Raw genomic sequence first — 16,413 nt, forward strand, 5'->3', positions numbered from 1 at the left:
CCGTTAGCTTCAGCCATTACTTTAGTAATTGCTGCAGTTAGGGTTGTCTTACCATGGTCAACGTGGCCAATTGTGCCAACGTTTACATGGGGTTTGGTTCTTTCAAATTTTTCCTTTGCCATTTTAACTTCCTCGTTGTTTAGATCTTATTAATTTTTGGAGCTCACCAGCGGATTTGAACCGCCGACCTCTTCCTTACCAAGGAAGTGCTCTACCCCTGAGCTAGGTGAGCACAACCTTGCACTTGGAGCGGGTAACGAGAATCGAACTCGCCTCATTGGCTTGGAAGGCCAAGGTAATACCAATATACGATACCCGCAAATCTTTTTTGTTTATGGTGGTGAGAGAAGGATTCGAACCTTCGAAGCCGGAGGCGATGGATTTACAATCCACATACTTTAACCACTCGTAAATCTCACCAAAACAATCTTGAATTATCCCATAGCTACTTTGTCTTTGCAAGCGCTATTTTGAAGTTTTTATGAGTTTTTTTAAAGTCGTGAAACGCCGCTTGAAATTGCCGCATCAAAAACAGCTTTTGGCACGACATCAATTAGTCTTTTATCAAAAGGTTTTGGAATAATATAATCCTTTCCAAAGCTGATAGAGTCGGTATTGTAGGCTTTTAAAACATCTTTTGGCACTTCTAATTTGGCCAAATCTTTTAATGCATGCACAGCAGCAATTTTCATTTGCATATTAATTTCACTGGCTTTAGCATCTAACGCACCTCTGAAAATAAACGGAAATCCTAAAACATTATTAACTTGATTTGGATAATCACTACGCCCTGTTGCCATAATTAAATCATCACGCACTGCATTAGCATTTGCAGGTGAAATTTCTGGATCAGGATTTGACAAAGCAAACACAATAGGATTGTCAGCCATCGACTTAACCATTTCTTTAGAGACTAGATTTGCTGCAGCAACACCAATAAAAATATCTGCATCTTGCATAGCATCTGCTAACGTTTTTTTATCTGTTTTTACTGCATATTGCGCTTTGACCTTGCTAACATTTTGAAGATCTTTAGTAATAACGCCTTCCCTATCGACCAATAAAATATTATCTTTATTAAGCCCTAATTCACATAACAACCCAAGTGTAGCAATGCCTGCAGACCCAGCACCTAAGCAAACTAACTTTGTAGTTTTAATATCTTTACCTTGAATTTCAATTGAGTTTAATAGGCCTGCTGCAATAATAATGGCAGTACCATGTTGATCATCATGGAACACAGGAATGTCTAACATTTCAATTAAACGCTGTTCGATTTCAAAACAGCGTGGTGCAGAAATATCTTCTAAATTAATGCCGCCAAAAGTTGGTGCAATATTTTTAACAGTATTGATAAATTCCTCTACATCTTGAGTATCGACCTCAATATCAAATACATCTACATCAGCAAATTTTTTAAATAAAACAGCCTTGCCCTCCATAACCGGTTTGGCTGCTAACGGCCCAACATTGCCTAAGCCTAACACTGCAGAGCCATCGGTAATAACTGCCACTAAATTATTTTTAATGGTGTAGTTATTAACTAATTCTGGATTTTCAGCAATTGCTCGTACCGGCTCAGCTACACCTGGCGTATAAGCCAAAGATAAATCCTCTTTTGTTTCTAAAGATTTGTGCGATGAAACAATTAACTTTCCAGGTCGATCACCTTGATGATAATCTAGAGCGGCTTGACGTAAATTTGAACTCATATTTTTTCTTATTTTTTTTATATATTTAAGTTATTATCCAAGAATATTGTTCATTCTTGTAATATTTTGTAATGAGATTCCTTTTGGGCAAACTCGCTCACAATACCGATGATTTGAACAACTACCAAAACCTTCATCTTGCATCTGCATCATCATATTGTGCGCACGCCCATTACTTTCTATTTCACCTTGAGGTAGTAACATTAGATGTGAAATTTTAGCCGCAACAAATAAGCTTGCGCTAGCATTCGGACATACTGCAACACACGCACCACAGCCAATACACTCTGCAGCACTGAATGCTTCATCAGCAGTATTTTTTTCCACCAAAATATTATTAGCCTCTGGCGCTGATCCAGTATGCACAGAGACATAACCGCCTGATTGAATAATTCGGTCAAATGCAGATCGATCAACGGTTAAATCCTTAAGCACCGCAAAGCTATTAGCACGCCATGGCTCGATCCATAATTCTGTTTCATTTTTGTATTCACGCATGTATAACTGACACGTGGTTGTGGCGGTTTTTTCGCCATGTGGATAGCCATTAATTACCAATGAACAGGCGCCACAAATACCTTCTCGACAATCATAATCAAACACAATGCAATCTTCATTTTGATGAATTAATTGCTCATTAAGCTGATCTAGCATTTCTAAAAATGAGGTATCGCCATCAATGTTATTAATTATATAGGTTGAAAAACTACCCCCAACTTGAGGGCTTTTTTGTCGCCAAATATGCAAAGTAAAGATCATTTATAATTCCTTACTGTTGGCTTAATAAATTCAAAGTGTAAATGCTCTTCATGTAATTTAGCACCCTCTTTGTGATATTCCCAAGCTGACACAAAAGAGAAGTTTTCGTCATCACGCTTAGCCTCGCCACCACTAGATAAATATTCCTCACGCGCATGCGCACCACAAGACTCTTCGCGCTTTAATGCATCCTTACACATTAACTCGCCCAACTCAATAAAATCAGCCATTCGTCCTGCTCGTTCCAAGGTTTGATTAAGATCCTTATCAATACCAGTGACTTTAATTTTTTGCCAAAACTCACACTTTAGATCATTAAGCTCAACAATTGCTTGTTCAAGCTTACCTCTCTCTCTGGACATGCCACAAGACTCCCACAAAATTTTCCCTAATTTTTGGTGGAAATATTCTGGCGAATGTTGCGCATCAGGTGCTTGCATAAGTTGATCAATTCTATTTTTAACCGAGCTCAATGCTACTTGCACTTGATCATGATTTTCATCAATATCATCGAATGTATTTCTAGCTAAATAATTTGCAATGGTTTGTGGCAAAATAAAGTAGCCATCTGCCAAACCTTGCATTAGTGCTGAAGCGCCTAATCGGTTGGCACCATGGTCAGAAAAATTTGCCTCTCCTGCTGCAAACAAACCATCCAATGTAGTCATTAAGTTATAATCAACCCAAAGCCCGCCCATTGAATAATGTGGCGCTGGATAGATTTTCATCGGCGTTTCACAGGGGTTTTCATCTGTAATTCGCTCGTACATTTCAAACAAATTACCGTATTTTTCTTCAACTGCCTCTAGGCCAATTTTTTCAATTACATTAGAAAAGTCTAGATACACGCCCAAACGCTGATTATGGATTTTGACGCCTACACCATAACCTTCGTCACAAATATGTTTAACAGCACGTGAAGCTACATCGCGTGGCACCAAATTAGCGAAGGCGGGATATAGCCGCTCAAGAAAATAATCTCGATCTTCTTCTTTAATATCTTTTGGATTTTTCTTGCAATCAGCTTTATTTTTTGGCGCCCAAATACGTCCGTCATTACGCAGAGATTCACTCATTAAAGTAAGTTTTGACTGATTTTCTCCTGTTGGCGGAATACAAGTTGGATGAATTTGAGTAAAACCAGGATTGGCAAAATAAGCCCCCTGTTTAAAAGCACGCCACGTGGCAGAGGTGTTACAACCCTTAGCATTGGTAGATAAATAATAAGCATTTGAATAGCCACCGGTACACAACACCACACAATCAGCCAAATGCGTACTAAGCTCACCACTGATTAAATCGCGCACAACAACACCACGAGCCTTGCCATCAATGGTAATTATTTCTAGCATTTCAGTACGCGAATGATGTGTAACTTGACCTGATTCTACTTGCCTACTCATAGCGCCATAAGCACCCAACAACAACTGCTGACCTGTTTGACTACGTGCATAAAAAGTGCGTGACACTTGCGTACCACCAAACGAACGATTGGCCAAATAGCCACTATATTCACGTGCAAATGGCACACCTTGTGCGACTGCTTGATCAATAATATTAGCACTAAGTTCAGCTAAACGATAGACGTTAGATTCTCTGGCTCTAAAATCACCGCCTTTAATAGTATCGTAAAACAAACGCCAAACACTATCGCCATCATTTTGATAATTTTTAGTGGCATTAATACCACCTTGAGCTGCAATTGAATGCGCACGTCTTGGAGAATCTTGAAAACAAAATGAGCTAACTCTGTATCCAGCTTCGCCCAAAGTTGCACATAAAGATGCGCCAGCCAAACCTGTACCAATGACAATAATTTTGTGTTTATTGCGATTTTGTGGCGCTACTAAAGCCAAGTCAAATAAATGCTTTTTCCAGCGCATCTCTAATGGTCCAATTGGCTCTTTTGCATTCAAAATACTCACAATGCGACACTCGCCAAAATTGATAAAAATCCTACAAACAATATCAAGGAAATTGAAATAGCCAAATAATGATACGACCGCTGAGTTATACCTAGGGTTTGCAATACATTACTCAAACCATGATGCAAATGCACACTCAAAGTTAATACGCCAAGCAAGTAAAAAGCCAGCATCAAGGGTTGTGATAATAATTCAACAGTAATTTGATACCAATGATCATTAACAAATAGCTTTAGTTGGACAACATGAACAATAATAAAGATAAATAAAATACTTGCGCCACTCCAAGTGGCTACTCGTGGAATCTCATGTGGATAGCTTTTTTTATATCCACGACCTTTACTTTTATTATTGGCAATTTGACGAACAACTGCCGTAACCACATGAAAGCTAAATAGCATTACCAAAAAAACAACCATAATTTGATACAGGCTATGTTGATTTAATTGCTGATAGAAGCTATTAAATGATTGCTCACCCTGATGAAAAATCAACAAACTAATCATATGAAAAATAATATAGCTAAACCATACCAGGCCAGCAATCGCCATCCATTTTTTACCTACAACTGAATTAGTAAAGTTCATCAAATTCTGACCTAGGCTGTAAATTCTCTTTTTCTATCGTTCTCAAACAACTGTTATAACGCAAAATTGGATCTGAACAATGTGAAGGTGCCATTTTTTCAGAGGCTTCGTATTTTTCAATGGCCTCCATTAATCCTCCATAGGCAAATGAATGTGACATAGGATTTTTAAGAAGCGCTCTAGCCTTGCGTTCAAGAAAAATACCAGTGTAATAAATACGGTGAAATTCTGACTTAAGCTTGGCAATAGCTTCAATGATTTTTTTCGGCTGAACCTTGCCGTGCTGATGAGAATACTGGTCTGTTAACGCCAGAATATAGATAACCAAAGCCTCTTGATTTTCCCCGTCAACTGCAAACACATCAATACAGATACTAATCGCCAAGTCAGGCTCACGCAACGAGCGATATTGACGCGCTTTATCAAGTATAGTACAGATTGAATCTTTATGAATTAAATGATATTTCATATCCCCAAGAAAACTATTGACATTTCGTAAAATTAAGAATATTCTACCTCATGTTGAATGCTACATTGCAAGCAAAACAACAATAAATAATTAAACTCTTGAGGAAGAAAATATGAAAAAAAATACAAAATTAATTGCAGCAACAATTGTTGCCATGGGACTATTAACATCACCCGTTGTCAGCGCCAAAGAAATTGTGATTAAATTTTCACACGTAACTACTGAAGCAACACCAAAAGGTAAGGGTGCTATGCTGTTTAAGAAACTAGTCGATGAACGCTTGGCTGGCAAAGTCCGTGTTGAGGTTTACCCAAGCTCACAACTATACGGTGATAAGGCTGTATTAAAAGCACTACTATTAGGCGACGTTCAATTAGCTGCACCTTCACTGTCTAAATTTAGCAAGTACACCAAAAAATGGGCATTATTTGACTTACCTTTCTTATTTAAAAATCCGCAAGCTTTAAACTGTTTTACCGACTCACCTAAGGGTCAAGCTTTATTGGGTGCTGCAGAAAGAAAAGGCATTAAAGGCTTGGGTTATTGGCTTAACGGCATGAAGCAAATTTCTGCCAATACACCATTAATTGTTCCTGAAGACGCAAAAGGTCTTAAATTTAGAATCATGAGCTCGGACGTACTTAAAGCCCAGTTTGAAGCAGTAGACGCCAATCCTCAAAAAATGGCCTTCTCTGAAGTTTACAATGCACTAGCAACAGGCGTTATTGACGGCCAAGAAAATACTTGGTCAAATATTCGTTCAAAGAAATTCTTTGAAGTTCAAAAAGATACCACCATCTCTAATCATGGCGTCTTAGAATATGCTTTAGTTACCAACAAGCGCTTCTGGAATAGTTTGCCTACTGACATTCGCATGCAGTTAGATCAAATTATCAAAGAAGTTACTACTGAAGTAACTCAGTTTGCATTAGATGCAGCGGTTAAAGATATGAAGACGGTTGCCGATTCTGGTAAGACTAACATTCATACATTAACAGCTTCTCAAAAACAACAATGGGTTACTGCAATGAAACCTGTTTGGTCTCAATTTGAAGATCAAGTTGGCAAAGATAACATTGCCGCAGTACAGCAGTGCAACGCACAAAACTAAGATAACCTTAAAAGTGCAGCTTTCGAGTTGCACTTTTTATAGAAATTTTTTCATAATGATGAATAATACGATTTTTTACTTAATCTCAAGCGCTTTCAAATCGCCTTGTAGATTCTACTATTCATCATTATGCAAAGGTTTTTACTCATGAAAATTTCTAAATTTATCAATCAACTTGAAGAATGGCTAATTACTTTTCTGCTAGCCTCAATGACGTTACTCACTTTTTCACAAGTGGTTGCTCGCTATGTTTTTAATTCTGGCGTAGTCTGGGCACTCGAAGTCACCACCTATCTATTTGCCTGGCTAGTACTCTTAGGCGCCTCTTATATTATTAAATGTGGTGCGCATATTGCAGTAGACAGTGTGGTGAATTTATTTTCTGAAAAAAATCGAAAAATAATCACTCTATTTGCTATCACGGCTTGTATGGCTTTTGTTGTTATTATGTTTATGGGTAGTTATGAATATATATCGCTACTTAAAGAAATTGAAATTGAAATGGAAGACTTGCCCGTTTTAGAGTGGCAAGCAAAAATTATTTTGCCACTAGGATTCGCCTTGATGTTTTATCGATTAATCGAAGTGATGATAGATGTGATTAACAACAAAACCGCCACCATGCATTTTGAAAATCATCTCAACGACTACAAAGAATGATTATTTTCACCCTATTTTTTATGCTTTTTGGCTTAATGGCCATGGGTGTTCCTGTTGCTTTTTCATTAGGATTATCAAGCGTCACTGTTATTGTTTTATTTGGTAGCGAATCTTTAGCATCCCTTGCAGGTCATATATTTGGCGCAATGGAGCATTACACCTTGATGGCTATTCCATTTTTCATTCTAGCCTCATCTTTCTTGTCACGAGGAGGCTCTGCACAACGTTTGGTTGATTTCGCTATTGCTAGTATTGGCTGGGTTAAAGGTGGCTTACCAATGGCATCAGTATTAGCTTGCATGATGTTTGCCGCTATTTCAGGCTCCTCTCCTGCAACTGTTATTGCTATTGGATCTATTGTTATTGCTGGCATGGTTAAGGAGGGATATCCACAATCTTATGCAGCGGGCGTGATTAGTTCGGCTGGCACTATGGGCATTCTAATTCCACCTTCTATTGTCATGGTGGTGTATGCAGCAGCTACTGAAGTTTCAGTTGGTAGAATGTTTTTAGCGGGTGTTATTCCAGGTTTAATTATTGGCTCAATGATGATGGTTGCCATTTATTTTACCGCTAGGGCTAAAGGTTATCCGAGCGTTCCTTTTAAGGGTTTTAAGCATTTTGTTAAAGTGCTTACCAGGGCGTCTGGCGGATTGTTTTTGGTGGTTATTATTATGGGTGGTATTTATGGTGGCATTTTCACGCCAACAGAAGCTGCTGCCGTTGCTGCCGTTTACGCTTTTATTCTAGGTGTTTTTGTCTATAAAGATATCAAAATCAGTGAAATTTCTTTAGTGATTAGGGATTCAGCAAAAACATCAATCATGCTGATGTTTATTATTGCTAACGCCATGCTATTTGCTTTTGTACTGACAAATGAGCGCATCCCACATGAAATTGCAGAAACTATTATTGCTTACGGTCTTCCTATTTGGGGATTCTTGCTTATGGTAAACCTGATATTGCTTATTGCTGGCAATTTTATGGAGCCCTCTGCAGTACTACTAATCATGGCGCCAATTCTATTTCCTATTGCTATGGAGATGGGTATCGACCCTATTCACCTTGGTATTATGATGGTGGTCAATATGGAAATTGGCATGCTCACCCCGCCTGTAGGGCTTAATCTATTTGTCACTTCAAGCATTACTGGCATGCCACTGATTGAAGTCATTAAGTCAACACTACCTTGGTTGGTACTAATGCTGGTCTTTTTAATGATGATTACCTTTATTCCATCCATATCAACTTATCTACCAACCCTACTCATGGGGCCTGAAATTGTTGGCGGATAACCAATGGTTCTTTTTTCTTGAGGAGAAATAATGAAACGCACTATATGGTTAAAAAATGTTGGCATCAAGGATGTTGAAATTGTCGGTGGGAAAAATGCCTCTTTAGGTGAGATGATTAGCGCCTTATCTGACAAGGGGGTCCGAGTTCCAGGCGGATTTGCAACCACGGCCGATGCTTTTGAGGAGTTTTTAAACTATAACAACCTTAAAGAAAAAATTAATTCACTACTAGAAAATCTAGATCCGAATCAAATCCAAGCGCTCACTCAAGTGGGTTCAACCATTCGAAACTGGATACAAGAATCCAGTTTTCCAGATAAATTATTAAATGAAATTACCCATAGTTATCAACAACTTGAGCTAGAACTGGGCGAAAATATAACCTTTGCAGTACGCTCCTCTGCCACCGCAGAAGATTTACCTGAAGCTTCTTTTGCTGGGCAACAAGAAACCTACCTTAACGTACATGGCATTGGCAACATACTAAGCGCCATTAAAAAAGTATTCGCATCTCTCTACAATGATCGGGCCATTTCTTATCGAGTTCACCAAGGGTTTGAGCACTCACAAGTTTCTCTTTCTGCTGGCATACAACAAATGATCAGAAGTGACATTGGTGCTAGCGGTGTTATGTTTACCTTGGATACCGAATCAGGATTTGATGAAGTAATATTTATTACTTCAGCCTACGGACTAGGAGAAACTGTTGTACAGGGCTCAGTCAATCCTGACGAATTTTATGTGCATAAATCTAGTCTTAATGCTGGTAAAAAAGCAATCTTAAGTCGAAACATTGGCTCAAAAGAAATAAAAATGGTCTATGCCTATGATGATCTAAAAAACTGTGTAGCAATAGAAACCGTACCTAAAGATCAACAACAAAGTTTCAGTTTAAATGATGAGCAAGTGGAGGAGTTGGCTCGTTATGCCATTATTATTGAGCAACATTATTCTAGACCAATGGACATTGAGTGGGCACTTGATGGCAATAACAACAAGATTTATATAGTTCAGGCGCGTCCTGAAACTGTTAAAAGTAGGGATAAATCATCCAACACTATTGAGCGCTACCAACTGATACAAACCGGAAAAGTGTTAATAGAGGGAAGATCTATTGGTCAAAAAATTGGTAGTGGTGTCGCCCGAATTATTAATAATATTTCTGAAATGGACCAAGTGCAAGAAGGCGATATTCTGGTCACCGATATGACTGACCCAGATTGGGAACCAGTAATGAAACGTGCCTCAGCTATTATCACCAATCGTGGCGGTCGTACCTGTCATGCTGCTATTATTGCTAGAGAGCTAGGCGTTCCTGCTATTGTTGGCACTATCAATGCCACTGAAAAAATCACCAACCAGATGCCTATTACCGCATCTTGCGCCCAAGGTGACACCGGCTATGTGTATAAAGGAATATTAGATTTTGAGTGTGCACGACACTCTATCGCCTCCCTGCCAGAAATACCCGTTAAAATTATGATGAATGTTGGCAATCCTGGCAGAGCCTTTGACTTTGCTAGCATTCCAAATGCTGGTGTTGGGCTTGCGCGACTTGAATTTATTATCAATACTACCATAGGCATTCATCCTAAAGCTTTATTAGAATTTAACCAACTGCCGGAACAACTACAAACCAAAATAAAGCAAAGATCTGCAGGATATGAATCTCCTATTGATTTTTACGTCAGCAAACTAACCGAAGGCATTGCTACTATTGCATCCGCCTTCGACAAACATCCTGTTATTATCAGGATGTCAGATTTCAAATCCAATGAATACGCCAATCTACTTGCTGGAGATCGGTACGAACCTAAAGAAGAAAATCCAATGATAGGCTTTCGTGGCGCAGCAAGATATATCTCTAAAGACTTCAGAGCTTGTTTTGAACTGGAATGTCAAGCCATTAAAAAAGTTAGAGAAGAAATGGGTTTTACCAACGTGGAGGTTATGATCCCCTTCGTGCGTACTTTAGATGAGGCCTCAAAGGTTATTCAGCTACTTAAAGAAAATGACCTAAAAAGAGGTGTAAACGGATTAAGAATTATCATGATGTGTGAGCTACCTTCAAATGCCCTATTGGCTGAAGAATTTTTAGAATATTTTGATGGATTCTCTATCGGATCCAATGATTTAACTCAGCTCACCTTAGGCATGGATCGTGATTCTGGTATCGTTGCTGACGGATTTGATGAACGCAACTTGGCAGTTAAAAGATTAATCTCTATGGCTATTGAAGCTTGTCATAAACAAGATAAGTATATTGGTATTTGTGGCCAAGGGCCTTCCGATCATCCTGATTTGGCACAATGGCTGCTCAAACAAAATATCAGTAGTATTTCCCTTAATCCAGATACTGTCGTAGAAACTTGGATGCACCTTGGAAAGCATGAATAACAGAAGTATTTTTTTATTTCTGATCGAACTGGAATTACTGCAGAAGCACTTGGCAATAGTCTTTTAAGTCAATTTGAAGATATAAAATTTGAAAAAAACCACTTACCTTTTGTTGACACTTTAAAAAAAACAAAGTTAGCTATTAAAAAAATCAACACTGCATCGCTTGAAGAAGGCATGCCAGTACTAGTATTTAGCACTCAAATTAATCAAAATTTAAGACAATTAATTATTGACAGTAATTGCATTTTTTTTGATTTTTTTGATACTTTTATTTCCAAAATGGAGCATGCACTTAATCTCAAATCTTCACACACAGTTGGTCGTTCACATGGGGTAAGCCAGAATGATCATTACACAGATAGAATTAACAGCATTAACTTTTCTTTAAATAGTGATGATGGCTTAGGATTAAAATATTACGATCAGGCAGATATTATTTTGATTGGCGCTTCCAGATCTGGAAAAACCCCGAGTTGTCTTTTCATGGCACTGCAATATGGCATTAAAGCTGCCAACTACCCATTAATTGAGCAAGATTTAAAAAATACAAAATTGCCTGAAATATTGCAACAATATAAAGACAAATTGTTTGGACTTAGTATTAATCCCATACGCCTACAAAAAATTAGAGACAAGCGTAAAAGTAACTATGCTTCACTGCAACAATGTCAGAGTGAAGTTAGGCGTGCAGAAGATATGTATCATACCAATAACATCCGCTTTCTTGATACCACTCAAACCTCTATTGAAGAGATTAGTGCAAAAATTATCAACAAACTATCTTTAAGATAAAAAAATAGTTAAATTCAACTCAATTCTAAAATATCCGAAATTTTTAAAATCGCCTAATTTTCTTAAATTAGGCGATTTAACCTAGAAAAAATAACCGTAAACCCCTTATAAACATTGAATTTAAAGCTATTTCTATTATTTCCAATATTTTTAACTAAAGCATTTTAGACAAATTTAAATAAAGTGTTTAAAAGTGGTATAAAATGGTATAAAATGTTTATTTATAACTACTTGAGGAGAGTTATAAGAATGAAAATCAATCAACTTTAAGGGAGAGAGAAATGGACGTTTTATTACAAACAGTTATCTATACATCAGCAGCAGTAATCACATCACTAGGATTTGCATTAATTGCTTAATAATCAAGAAAAATGTTCAGAGGAGTACACAGCTTAACCGTTGACGCAAAGGGAAGAATAAAAGTTCCCACGCGTCACCAAGCGCAAATTGATGAAATTTGCTCAGGACAAATGGTGCTTAGCATTCACCCAGATGACAACTGCTTGTTGTTGTACCCCTTAAAAGATTGGCAAGCACTAGAAGAAAAGGTTAGCGCCCTACCATCTTTAAATATTCATACCAAACGCTTAAAACGCAAACTTATTGGCCATGCAACAGATTGCGAGCTGGATAAAGCAGCGCGTATTCTTATTCCTAGTACGTTAAGAGATTATGCAAAAATCAGCAGAAAAATTATCATGAGTGGCCAAGGTAATAATTTTGAATTATGGGATGAAGACACCTGGAATGAACAACTTAGCAATTTAGACGAGCTAAGCAAACACGAAGAAATTCCAGTCGAGGTTGCTCAACTATCATTATGATTTCTAACCATCACCAATCTGTGATGTTTAACGAATCAATCGATGCGCTAAATATAATTAAAGACGGTATTTACATCGATGCCACTTTCGGCCGTGGCGGTCATTCTCAAGGTATTTTAGATCGGCTTAGTGATAAAGCAAAACTCATTGCTTTTGATCAAGATTTAAGTGCAATTGAATACGCACAGGATAAATTCAACGATCCGCGCTTAACGCTAATTCACAGTCCTTTTGCGCAAATGCATGGCATTATTAAAGAGATGGGTTTGAGTGGCAAGATAAACGGCATTCTAATGGATTTAGGCGTCTCTTCACCGCAGCTAGATAATTCAGACCGGGGCTTTAGCTTTAATAATGAAGGTCCGCTAGATATGCGCATGAATCAAACTTCAGGATTAAGTGCCGCCCAATGGTTAGCAAGCGCCAGCGAAGAGGAAATTGCCAACGTGATTTATGAGTTTGGTGATGAGAAAAAGTCTCGACACATCGCCAGTCGTATTAAAAGATTTCAACTGGAGCAACCTTTAGAAACAACCTTACAATTAGCCAATATTATCAGCGAAGTGATTAGAGGATATACGAAAAAACACCCAGCAACACGAACTTTTCAGGCGATACGTATATTCATTAATCAAGAACTGAAACAGCTTTCTGACACACTTGAGCATTCAAAAAAAATTCTTGCAGCGGATGGTCGCTTATCAATTATTAGCTTTCATTCGATCGAAGATCGCATTGTAAAGCGCTTTATTCAAAAACATTCAAGACAAAAAAGCCTACCAAAAGGCTTGCCAATATTTGATCAAGCAATAGAAAAAATGCCATTCAAAGACTTGGGCAAGCAGTTTGCTAGTAAAGAAGAAATTGAGTTTAACAAACGCTCACGTAGTGCTATTTTACGAGTTGCGAGTAAAAACCAATTATGAAGCTATTTATTAGCAAAACTAAATTCAACTTAATTCTACTTGGAAGTATTATTAGCTTGAGCATTTTGAGTGTTTCTTGGCATCATCAAGCCTACACACTATATAAAGATATTAAACGTGAAAATATTAAAAATCACCAGATTGTGGCTCTTAACAAACAACTATTAAGTGAATACTCACAAGTAATGAGTGGCGAAGAAATTAAAGAAACTGCATTACAAAAACTAGGGTTAAAAGAGGTTGAGGCGGATGACTTAGGTAAATGGTATAAAGGCAGGATTTCATTATGACCTTTAAACTACTACCAAAATTTGCTAAAGTACAGGGGTACTGGCGTCGCCAAGGCTTTGTTAAGTTTATATTTGTTGGCTTATTTACGCTATTTTCTTATCACGCTATTTCCGTGTCAGGTATTAACGATCAAATGCAATCGATTCAAGATAGAGCTTATAAACAAGCCAACAACTCACAAACTAAGGTTGCCAGAAGGGGGGATATTTTAGATCGACATGGCAATATATTGGCAAGCTCACGATTACTCAAACAAGTAATTCTCGACCCTAGTTTGATCCATGACGCTTTCATTCCAAAATTAGCAGATGCACTTGAAATGAATGAGAGAAAATTAAACGACCTTCTAGCTAAAAAAAGAAAAATAGGCTCTAGGTATCTACCAATTAAGAAAAATTTAACTTTAACCAGTCCCTCTTTAGAGAAATTAAAAGCATTAAAAAGACTAAGAGTTGAGGTTTGTAGAAATAAGCAAATTACCAGCAAAATAAGTCTAGTGGACAAAGCACTTAACACTATCAAATGGCAGAATGTTATTGGAGAAAAGAAAAGCATTACCAAATGTCGTAAAGAAAGGATAGGACAAGCACTTGCACTGCAACAAGATACGCAACGTTATTATCCAAAATCAGCCTCAATGGCGCCATTGTTAGGTCGAGTTAACGCTAAAAATATAGGCGGATCTGGCATTGAGAGTGAATTTGAAAATATACTAGCTGGAAAAAATGGCAAAGCTTATTTAAATTTTAAAAATGATCAGGCTTATTTCAACCCTCAAGTTAAAACCGACTTGAATCATGGGCAAAATATCGAGCTTACCATTGATACAGATATTCAATATCATGCTTATGCAGCGATTAAAAAATCTATCTTAAAACACGAAGCAGATTCTGGTTCCGCCATCATATTAGCGGCTAATGGTGAAGTGCTTGCTATGGTTAACTACCCCGCTGACGATCCAAATGATAAAAACTTATACAATCCTAGCCACTATCGTAATCGAGTACTATCAGACAAAGTAGAGCCTGGCTCAACCATGAAGCCATTCACTATGCTATTAGCACTTGATCAAGGAAAAATTAGCGCCGAAGAGAATGAGTTAATTGATGTAAGCAAATCCATTGGCCACTTAAAAACCAATAGAGAAGTTAGAAAATATGGTGACGCTATTACGGTTAAAAAAATTCTACAAAAATCTCACAACCTTGGTACAGTTAATGTTTCCGAGCGCCTTGACAAAGAAGATATGTATAGCACCTGGAGTAAACTAGGCTTTAGCCACCCCTTAGGATTGATCCCTAGTATTGAAAATTCTGGCTCGTTAAGGCATTACTCTTCTTGGGGCTTAGTAGATAAACGCACACTTTCATTTGGCCATGGCCCAATGGAGACAAATCTAGCACAATTAGCTAGAGCGTACTTAGTGTTTGCCAATGGTGGTGCAGTACCTCCACTAAAGTTGGTTAAAAATATGCCAACCTATGAGCAAAATACGCAAGTTTTTAGTAAGCAAGCAACAGATAAAATTGCAACCTTATTAAATGCTGTCGTTTCTTGGAAAGGTTCTGGCTATCGAGCGCGCATTAAAGGCTATGATGTTGCTGGAAAAACAGGCACTGCAGAAATGGTGGTTAATGGAAAATATCATAAAGAAGGTGCTAAGCGTACCTTTTTCACTGGATTTGTACCCGTTAAAAATCCTAAATATATTATGGCAGTAAGATTAGACTATCCTAAAAAATGCTATGTTTATAAAAGACCTGACCTTAAAAATAGTTGCGAAGGCTCGAATTCTGCAGCCATGGTGTTTAAAGACACGATGGAGCGTATTTTAAGCAATGATGATGCCATTAAGTTAAAGATAGAATAGCAGTCTTTATAGCGTCATGGGTTTTTTATATCTAATGAAGCGGCATTCCTATGCAAATGTCTCTTTAAATTTATGCAGTGCTATAATTAATATGGGTCATGACAACCCAAGCATGTTTAAAATCATGTTAAAGTACCGTTATGAAAGTAAAAAAATAAGTATGTAAATCGTTCCCGTATTTCAGAGAAGAAATTTAGAGAAATAATTAAGTATTTTTCTCTTGATTTGAACGCAGTTCAAATCAAGGAGTTAACAGGATTGAGCAGACAAACAATCAACAAATATTTAACCGCTATTAGGCTTAGAATTGTAGAACTATCTGAAGCCCCCCCACTTGACTGGACACCAAACTAATATTTTACGCATTATTTTTCTGTATCAATAATCTTTTTTGAGGTTTGCACCCAAGGTCAGGCTACGAAGGAGCAAAGCCCCAACTTGGAACTTGTTCCAAGCCCTAACTTAAGCCTTAAAGGCTTAATGTTAAGTTAGGGAATATTGTTGCGATAAAACCTCTTTTCATAATCATTAGGCGAGTAATAATCAATCGTTGAATGTCGCCTAATTTTGTTATAAAACACTTCAATATATTCAAAGATAGCACTGCTTGCTTGTTTCCTAGTTTGATAAATTTTCTGATTGATTAACTCTGTTTTTAGGGTGTTAAAAAAACTCTCAGCGACTGCGTTATCATGGCATTCACCTTTTCTGCTCATGCTTTGGGTGATGTTATTTGCTTTGAATAACTTAAGGTATTCATAAGCTCTGTAGGTTGAGCCTTGGTCAGAGTGT

The 16,413-nt window shown here is 37.6% G+C and carries 16 protein-coding genes, 3 tRNA genes and 1 pseudogene; 10 read left to right on the forward strand and 10 right to left on the reverse strand.

Annotated features, from left to right (window positions below):
* The 9 genes from BTHERMOSOX_RS05830 to BTHERMOSOX_RS05870 all read right to left on the reverse strand — a co-directional run.
* A partial coding sequence (locus tag BTHERMOSOX_RS05830) for a GTP-binding protein (RefSeq protein ID WP_249360614.1) occupies positions 1 to 122 on the reverse strand: 122 nt, incomplete at its 3' end.
* A gap of 35 nt (positions 123 to 157) precedes the next feature.
* Positions 158 to 232 (reverse strand) — tRNA-Thr (locus BTHERMOSOX_RS05835).
* Between the two features lie 13 nt (positions 233 to 245).
* Positions 246 to 319 (reverse strand) — tRNA-Gly (locus BTHERMOSOX_RS05840).
* 16 nt (positions 320 to 335) lie between these two features.
* Positions 336 to 420 (reverse strand) — tRNA-Tyr (locus BTHERMOSOX_RS05845).
* A 71-nt stretch (positions 421 to 491) separates the two neighbouring features.
* Positions 492 to 1,712, reverse strand: a complete 1,221-nt coding sequence (locus tag BTHERMOSOX_RS05850; protein ID WP_138120181.1) for a malic enzyme-like NAD(P)-binding protein — start codon at positions 1,710 to 1,712, stop codon at positions 492 to 494.
* Between the two features lie 33 nt (positions 1,713 to 1,745).
* Positions 1,746 to 2,471, reverse strand: coding sequence for a succinate dehydrogenase/fumarate reductase iron-sulfur subunit (locus BTHERMOSOX_RS05855; protein WP_138120182.1), 726 nt, complete (start codon positions 2,469 to 2,471; stop codon positions 1,746 to 1,748).
* Positions 2,468 to 4,354 (reverse strand): fumarate reductase/succinate dehydrogenase flavoprotein subunit, encoded by a 1,887-nt coding sequence (locus tag BTHERMOSOX_RS05860; RefSeq protein ID WP_249360616.1) that lies wholly within the window; start codon positions 4,352 to 4,354, stop codon positions 2,468 to 2,470. Before BTHERMOSOX_RS05860 ends, BTHERMOSOX_RS05855 begins: the two co-directional genes overlap by 4 nt.
* A 38-nt stretch (positions 4,355 to 4,392) precedes the next feature.
* Positions 4,393 to 4,983, reverse strand: coding sequence for a succinate dehydrogenase/fumarate reductase transmembrane subunit (locus BTHERMOSOX_RS05865; RefSeq protein ID WP_138120184.1), 591 nt, complete (start codon positions 4,981 to 4,983; stop codon positions 4,393 to 4,395).
* A complete protein-coding gene (locus BTHERMOSOX_RS05870; RefSeq protein WP_138120185.1) occupies positions 4,970 to 5,452 on the reverse strand; it encodes a hypothetical protein in 483 nt (160 codons plus the stop codon). The genes BTHERMOSOX_RS05865 and BTHERMOSOX_RS05870 overlap by 14 nt, the downstream gene beginning before the upstream one ends.
* Before the next feature lie 112 nt (positions 5,453 to 5,564).
* Between BTHERMOSOX_RS05870 and BTHERMOSOX_RS05875 the strand changes: the two genes are divergently transcribed.
* From BTHERMOSOX_RS05875 to BTHERMOSOX_RS05920, 10 genes and pseudogenes are all read left to right on the forward strand, one after another.
* Positions 5,565 to 6,563 carry a TRAP transporter substrate-binding protein gene (locus BTHERMOSOX_RS05875; protein WP_138120186.1) on the forward strand — a complete coding sequence of 333 codons (999 nt, stop codon included), beginning with the start codon at positions 5,565 to 5,567 and terminating at the stop codon, positions 6,561 to 6,563.
* A 147-nt stretch (positions 6,564 to 6,710) separates the two neighbouring features.
* Positions 6,711 to 7,223, forward strand: coding sequence for a TRAP transporter small permease (locus BTHERMOSOX_RS05880; protein WP_171004662.1), 513 nt, complete (start codon positions 6,711 to 6,713; stop codon positions 7,221 to 7,223).
* On the forward strand, positions 7,220 to 8,518 hold the full coding sequence (locus BTHERMOSOX_RS05885; RefSeq protein WP_138120188.1) for a TRAP transporter large permease: 1,299 nt from the start codon (positions 7,220 to 7,222) through the stop codon (positions 8,516 to 8,518). The genes BTHERMOSOX_RS05880 and BTHERMOSOX_RS05885 overlap by 4 nt, the downstream gene beginning before the upstream one ends.
* A gap of 30 nt (positions 8,519 to 8,548) precedes the next feature.
* Positions 8,549 to 10,915, forward strand: a complete 2,367-nt coding sequence (gene ppsA / locus BTHERMOSOX_RS05890) for a phosphoenolpyruvate synthase (RefSeq protein WP_428992039.1) — start codon at positions 8,549 to 8,551, stop codon at positions 10,913 to 10,915.
* 15 nt (positions 10,916 to 10,930) lie between these two features.
* A complete protein-coding gene (gene ppsR / locus BTHERMOSOX_RS05895) occupies positions 10,931 to 11,710 on the forward strand; it encodes a posphoenolpyruvate synthetase regulatory kinase/phosphorylase PpsR (protein WP_138120190.1) in 780 nt (259 codons plus the stop codon).
* 371 nt (positions 11,711 to 12,081) lie between these two features.
* The gene (mraZ, locus tag BTHERMOSOX_RS05900) at positions 12,082 to 12,534 is read left to right on the forward strand and encodes a division/cell wall cluster transcriptional repressor MraZ (protein ID WP_138120191.1); all 453 of its coding nucleotides are present in this window, start codon (positions 12,082 to 12,084) and stop codon (positions 12,532 to 12,534) included.
* Positions 12,531 to 13,460, forward strand: coding sequence for a 16S rRNA (cytosine(1402)-N(4))-methyltransferase RsmH (rsmH, locus tag BTHERMOSOX_RS05905; protein ID WP_138120192.1), 930 nt, complete (start codon positions 12,531 to 12,533; stop codon positions 13,458 to 13,460). The genes mraZ and rsmH overlap by 4 nt, the downstream gene beginning before the upstream one ends.
* Positions 13,457 to 13,750 carry a hypothetical protein gene (locus BTHERMOSOX_RS05910; protein ID WP_138120193.1) on the forward strand — a complete coding sequence of 98 codons (294 nt, stop codon included), beginning with the start codon at positions 13,457 to 13,459 and terminating at the stop codon, positions 13,748 to 13,750. The genes rsmH and BTHERMOSOX_RS05910 overlap by 4 nt, the downstream gene beginning before the upstream one ends.
* Positions 13,747 to 15,621 (forward strand): peptidoglycan D,D-transpeptidase FtsI family protein, encoded by a 1,875-nt coding sequence (locus tag BTHERMOSOX_RS05915; protein ID WP_138120194.1) that lies wholly within the window; start codon positions 13,747 to 13,749, stop codon positions 15,619 to 15,621. Before BTHERMOSOX_RS05910 ends, BTHERMOSOX_RS05915 begins: the two co-directional genes overlap by 4 nt.
* Positions 15,622 to 15,798: 177 nt before the next feature.
* Positions 15,799 to 15,945: pseudogene (locus tag BTHERMOSOX_RS05920) on the forward strand (IS1595-like element ISBaz1 family transposase); the annotation flags it as partial.
* 164 nt (positions 15,946 to 16,109) lie between these two features.
* Here BTHERMOSOX_RS05920 and BTHERMOSOX_RS05925 read toward each other — a convergent pair.
* The coding region (locus BTHERMOSOX_RS05925; RefSeq protein WP_138120195.1) for an IS3 family transposase at positions 16,110 to 16,413 on the reverse strand (304 nt) is incomplete at its 5' end.

It is taken from the genome of Bathymodiolus heckerae thiotrophic gill symbiont, assembly GCF_900128515.1.
GTDB lineage: Bacteria > Pseudomonadota > Gammaproteobacteria > PS1 > Pseudothioglobaceae > Thioglobus_A.

Coding starts and splice junctions, on each gene's coding strand:
- BTHERMOSOX_RS05850 (WP_138120181.1), bottom strand. CDS start 1,712: ATGAGTTCAAATTTACGTCAAGCCGCTCTAGATTATCATCAAGGTGAT.
- BTHERMOSOX_RS05855 (WP_138120182.1), bottom strand. CDS start 2,471: ATGATCTTTACTTTGCATATTTGGCGACAAAAAAGCCCTCAAGTTGGG.
- BTHERMOSOX_RS05860 (WP_249360616.1), bottom strand. CDS start 4,354: ATGCGCTGGAAAAAGCATTTATTTGACTTGGCTTTAGTAGCGCCACAA.
- BTHERMOSOX_RS05865 (WP_138120184.1), bottom strand. CDS start 4,983: ATGAACTTTACTAATTCAGTTGTAGGTAAAAAATGGATGGCGATTGCT.
- BTHERMOSOX_RS05870 (WP_138120185.1), bottom strand. CDS start 5,452: ATGAAATATCATTTAATTCATAAAGATTCAATCTGTACTATACTTGAT.
- BTHERMOSOX_RS05875 (WP_138120186.1), top strand. CDS start 5,565: ATGAAAAAAAATACAAAATTAATTGCAGCAACAATTGTTGCCATGGGA.
- BTHERMOSOX_RS05880 (WP_171004662.1), top strand. CDS start 6,711: ATGAAAATTTCTAAATTTATCAATCAACTTGAAGAATGGCTAATTACT.
- BTHERMOSOX_RS05885 (WP_138120188.1), top strand. CDS start 7,220: ATGATTATTTTCACCCTATTTTTTATGCTTTTTGGCTTAATGGCCATG.
- ppsA (WP_428992039.1), top strand. CDS start 8,549: ATGAAACGCACTATATGGTTAAAAAATGTTGGCATCAAGGATGTTGAA.
- mraZ (WP_138120191.1), top strand. CDS start 12,082: ATGTTCAGAGGAGTACACAGCTTAACCGTTGACGCAAAGGGAAGAATA.
- rsmH (WP_138120192.1), top strand. CDS start 12,531: ATGATTTCTAACCATCACCAATCTGTGATGTTTAACGAATCAATCGAT.
- BTHERMOSOX_RS05910 (WP_138120193.1), top strand. CDS start 13,457: ATGAAGCTATTTATTAGCAAAACTAAATTCAACTTAATTCTACTTGGA.
- BTHERMOSOX_RS05915 (WP_138120194.1), top strand. CDS start 13,747: ATGACCTTTAAACTACTACCAAAATTTGCTAAAGTACAGGGGTACTGG.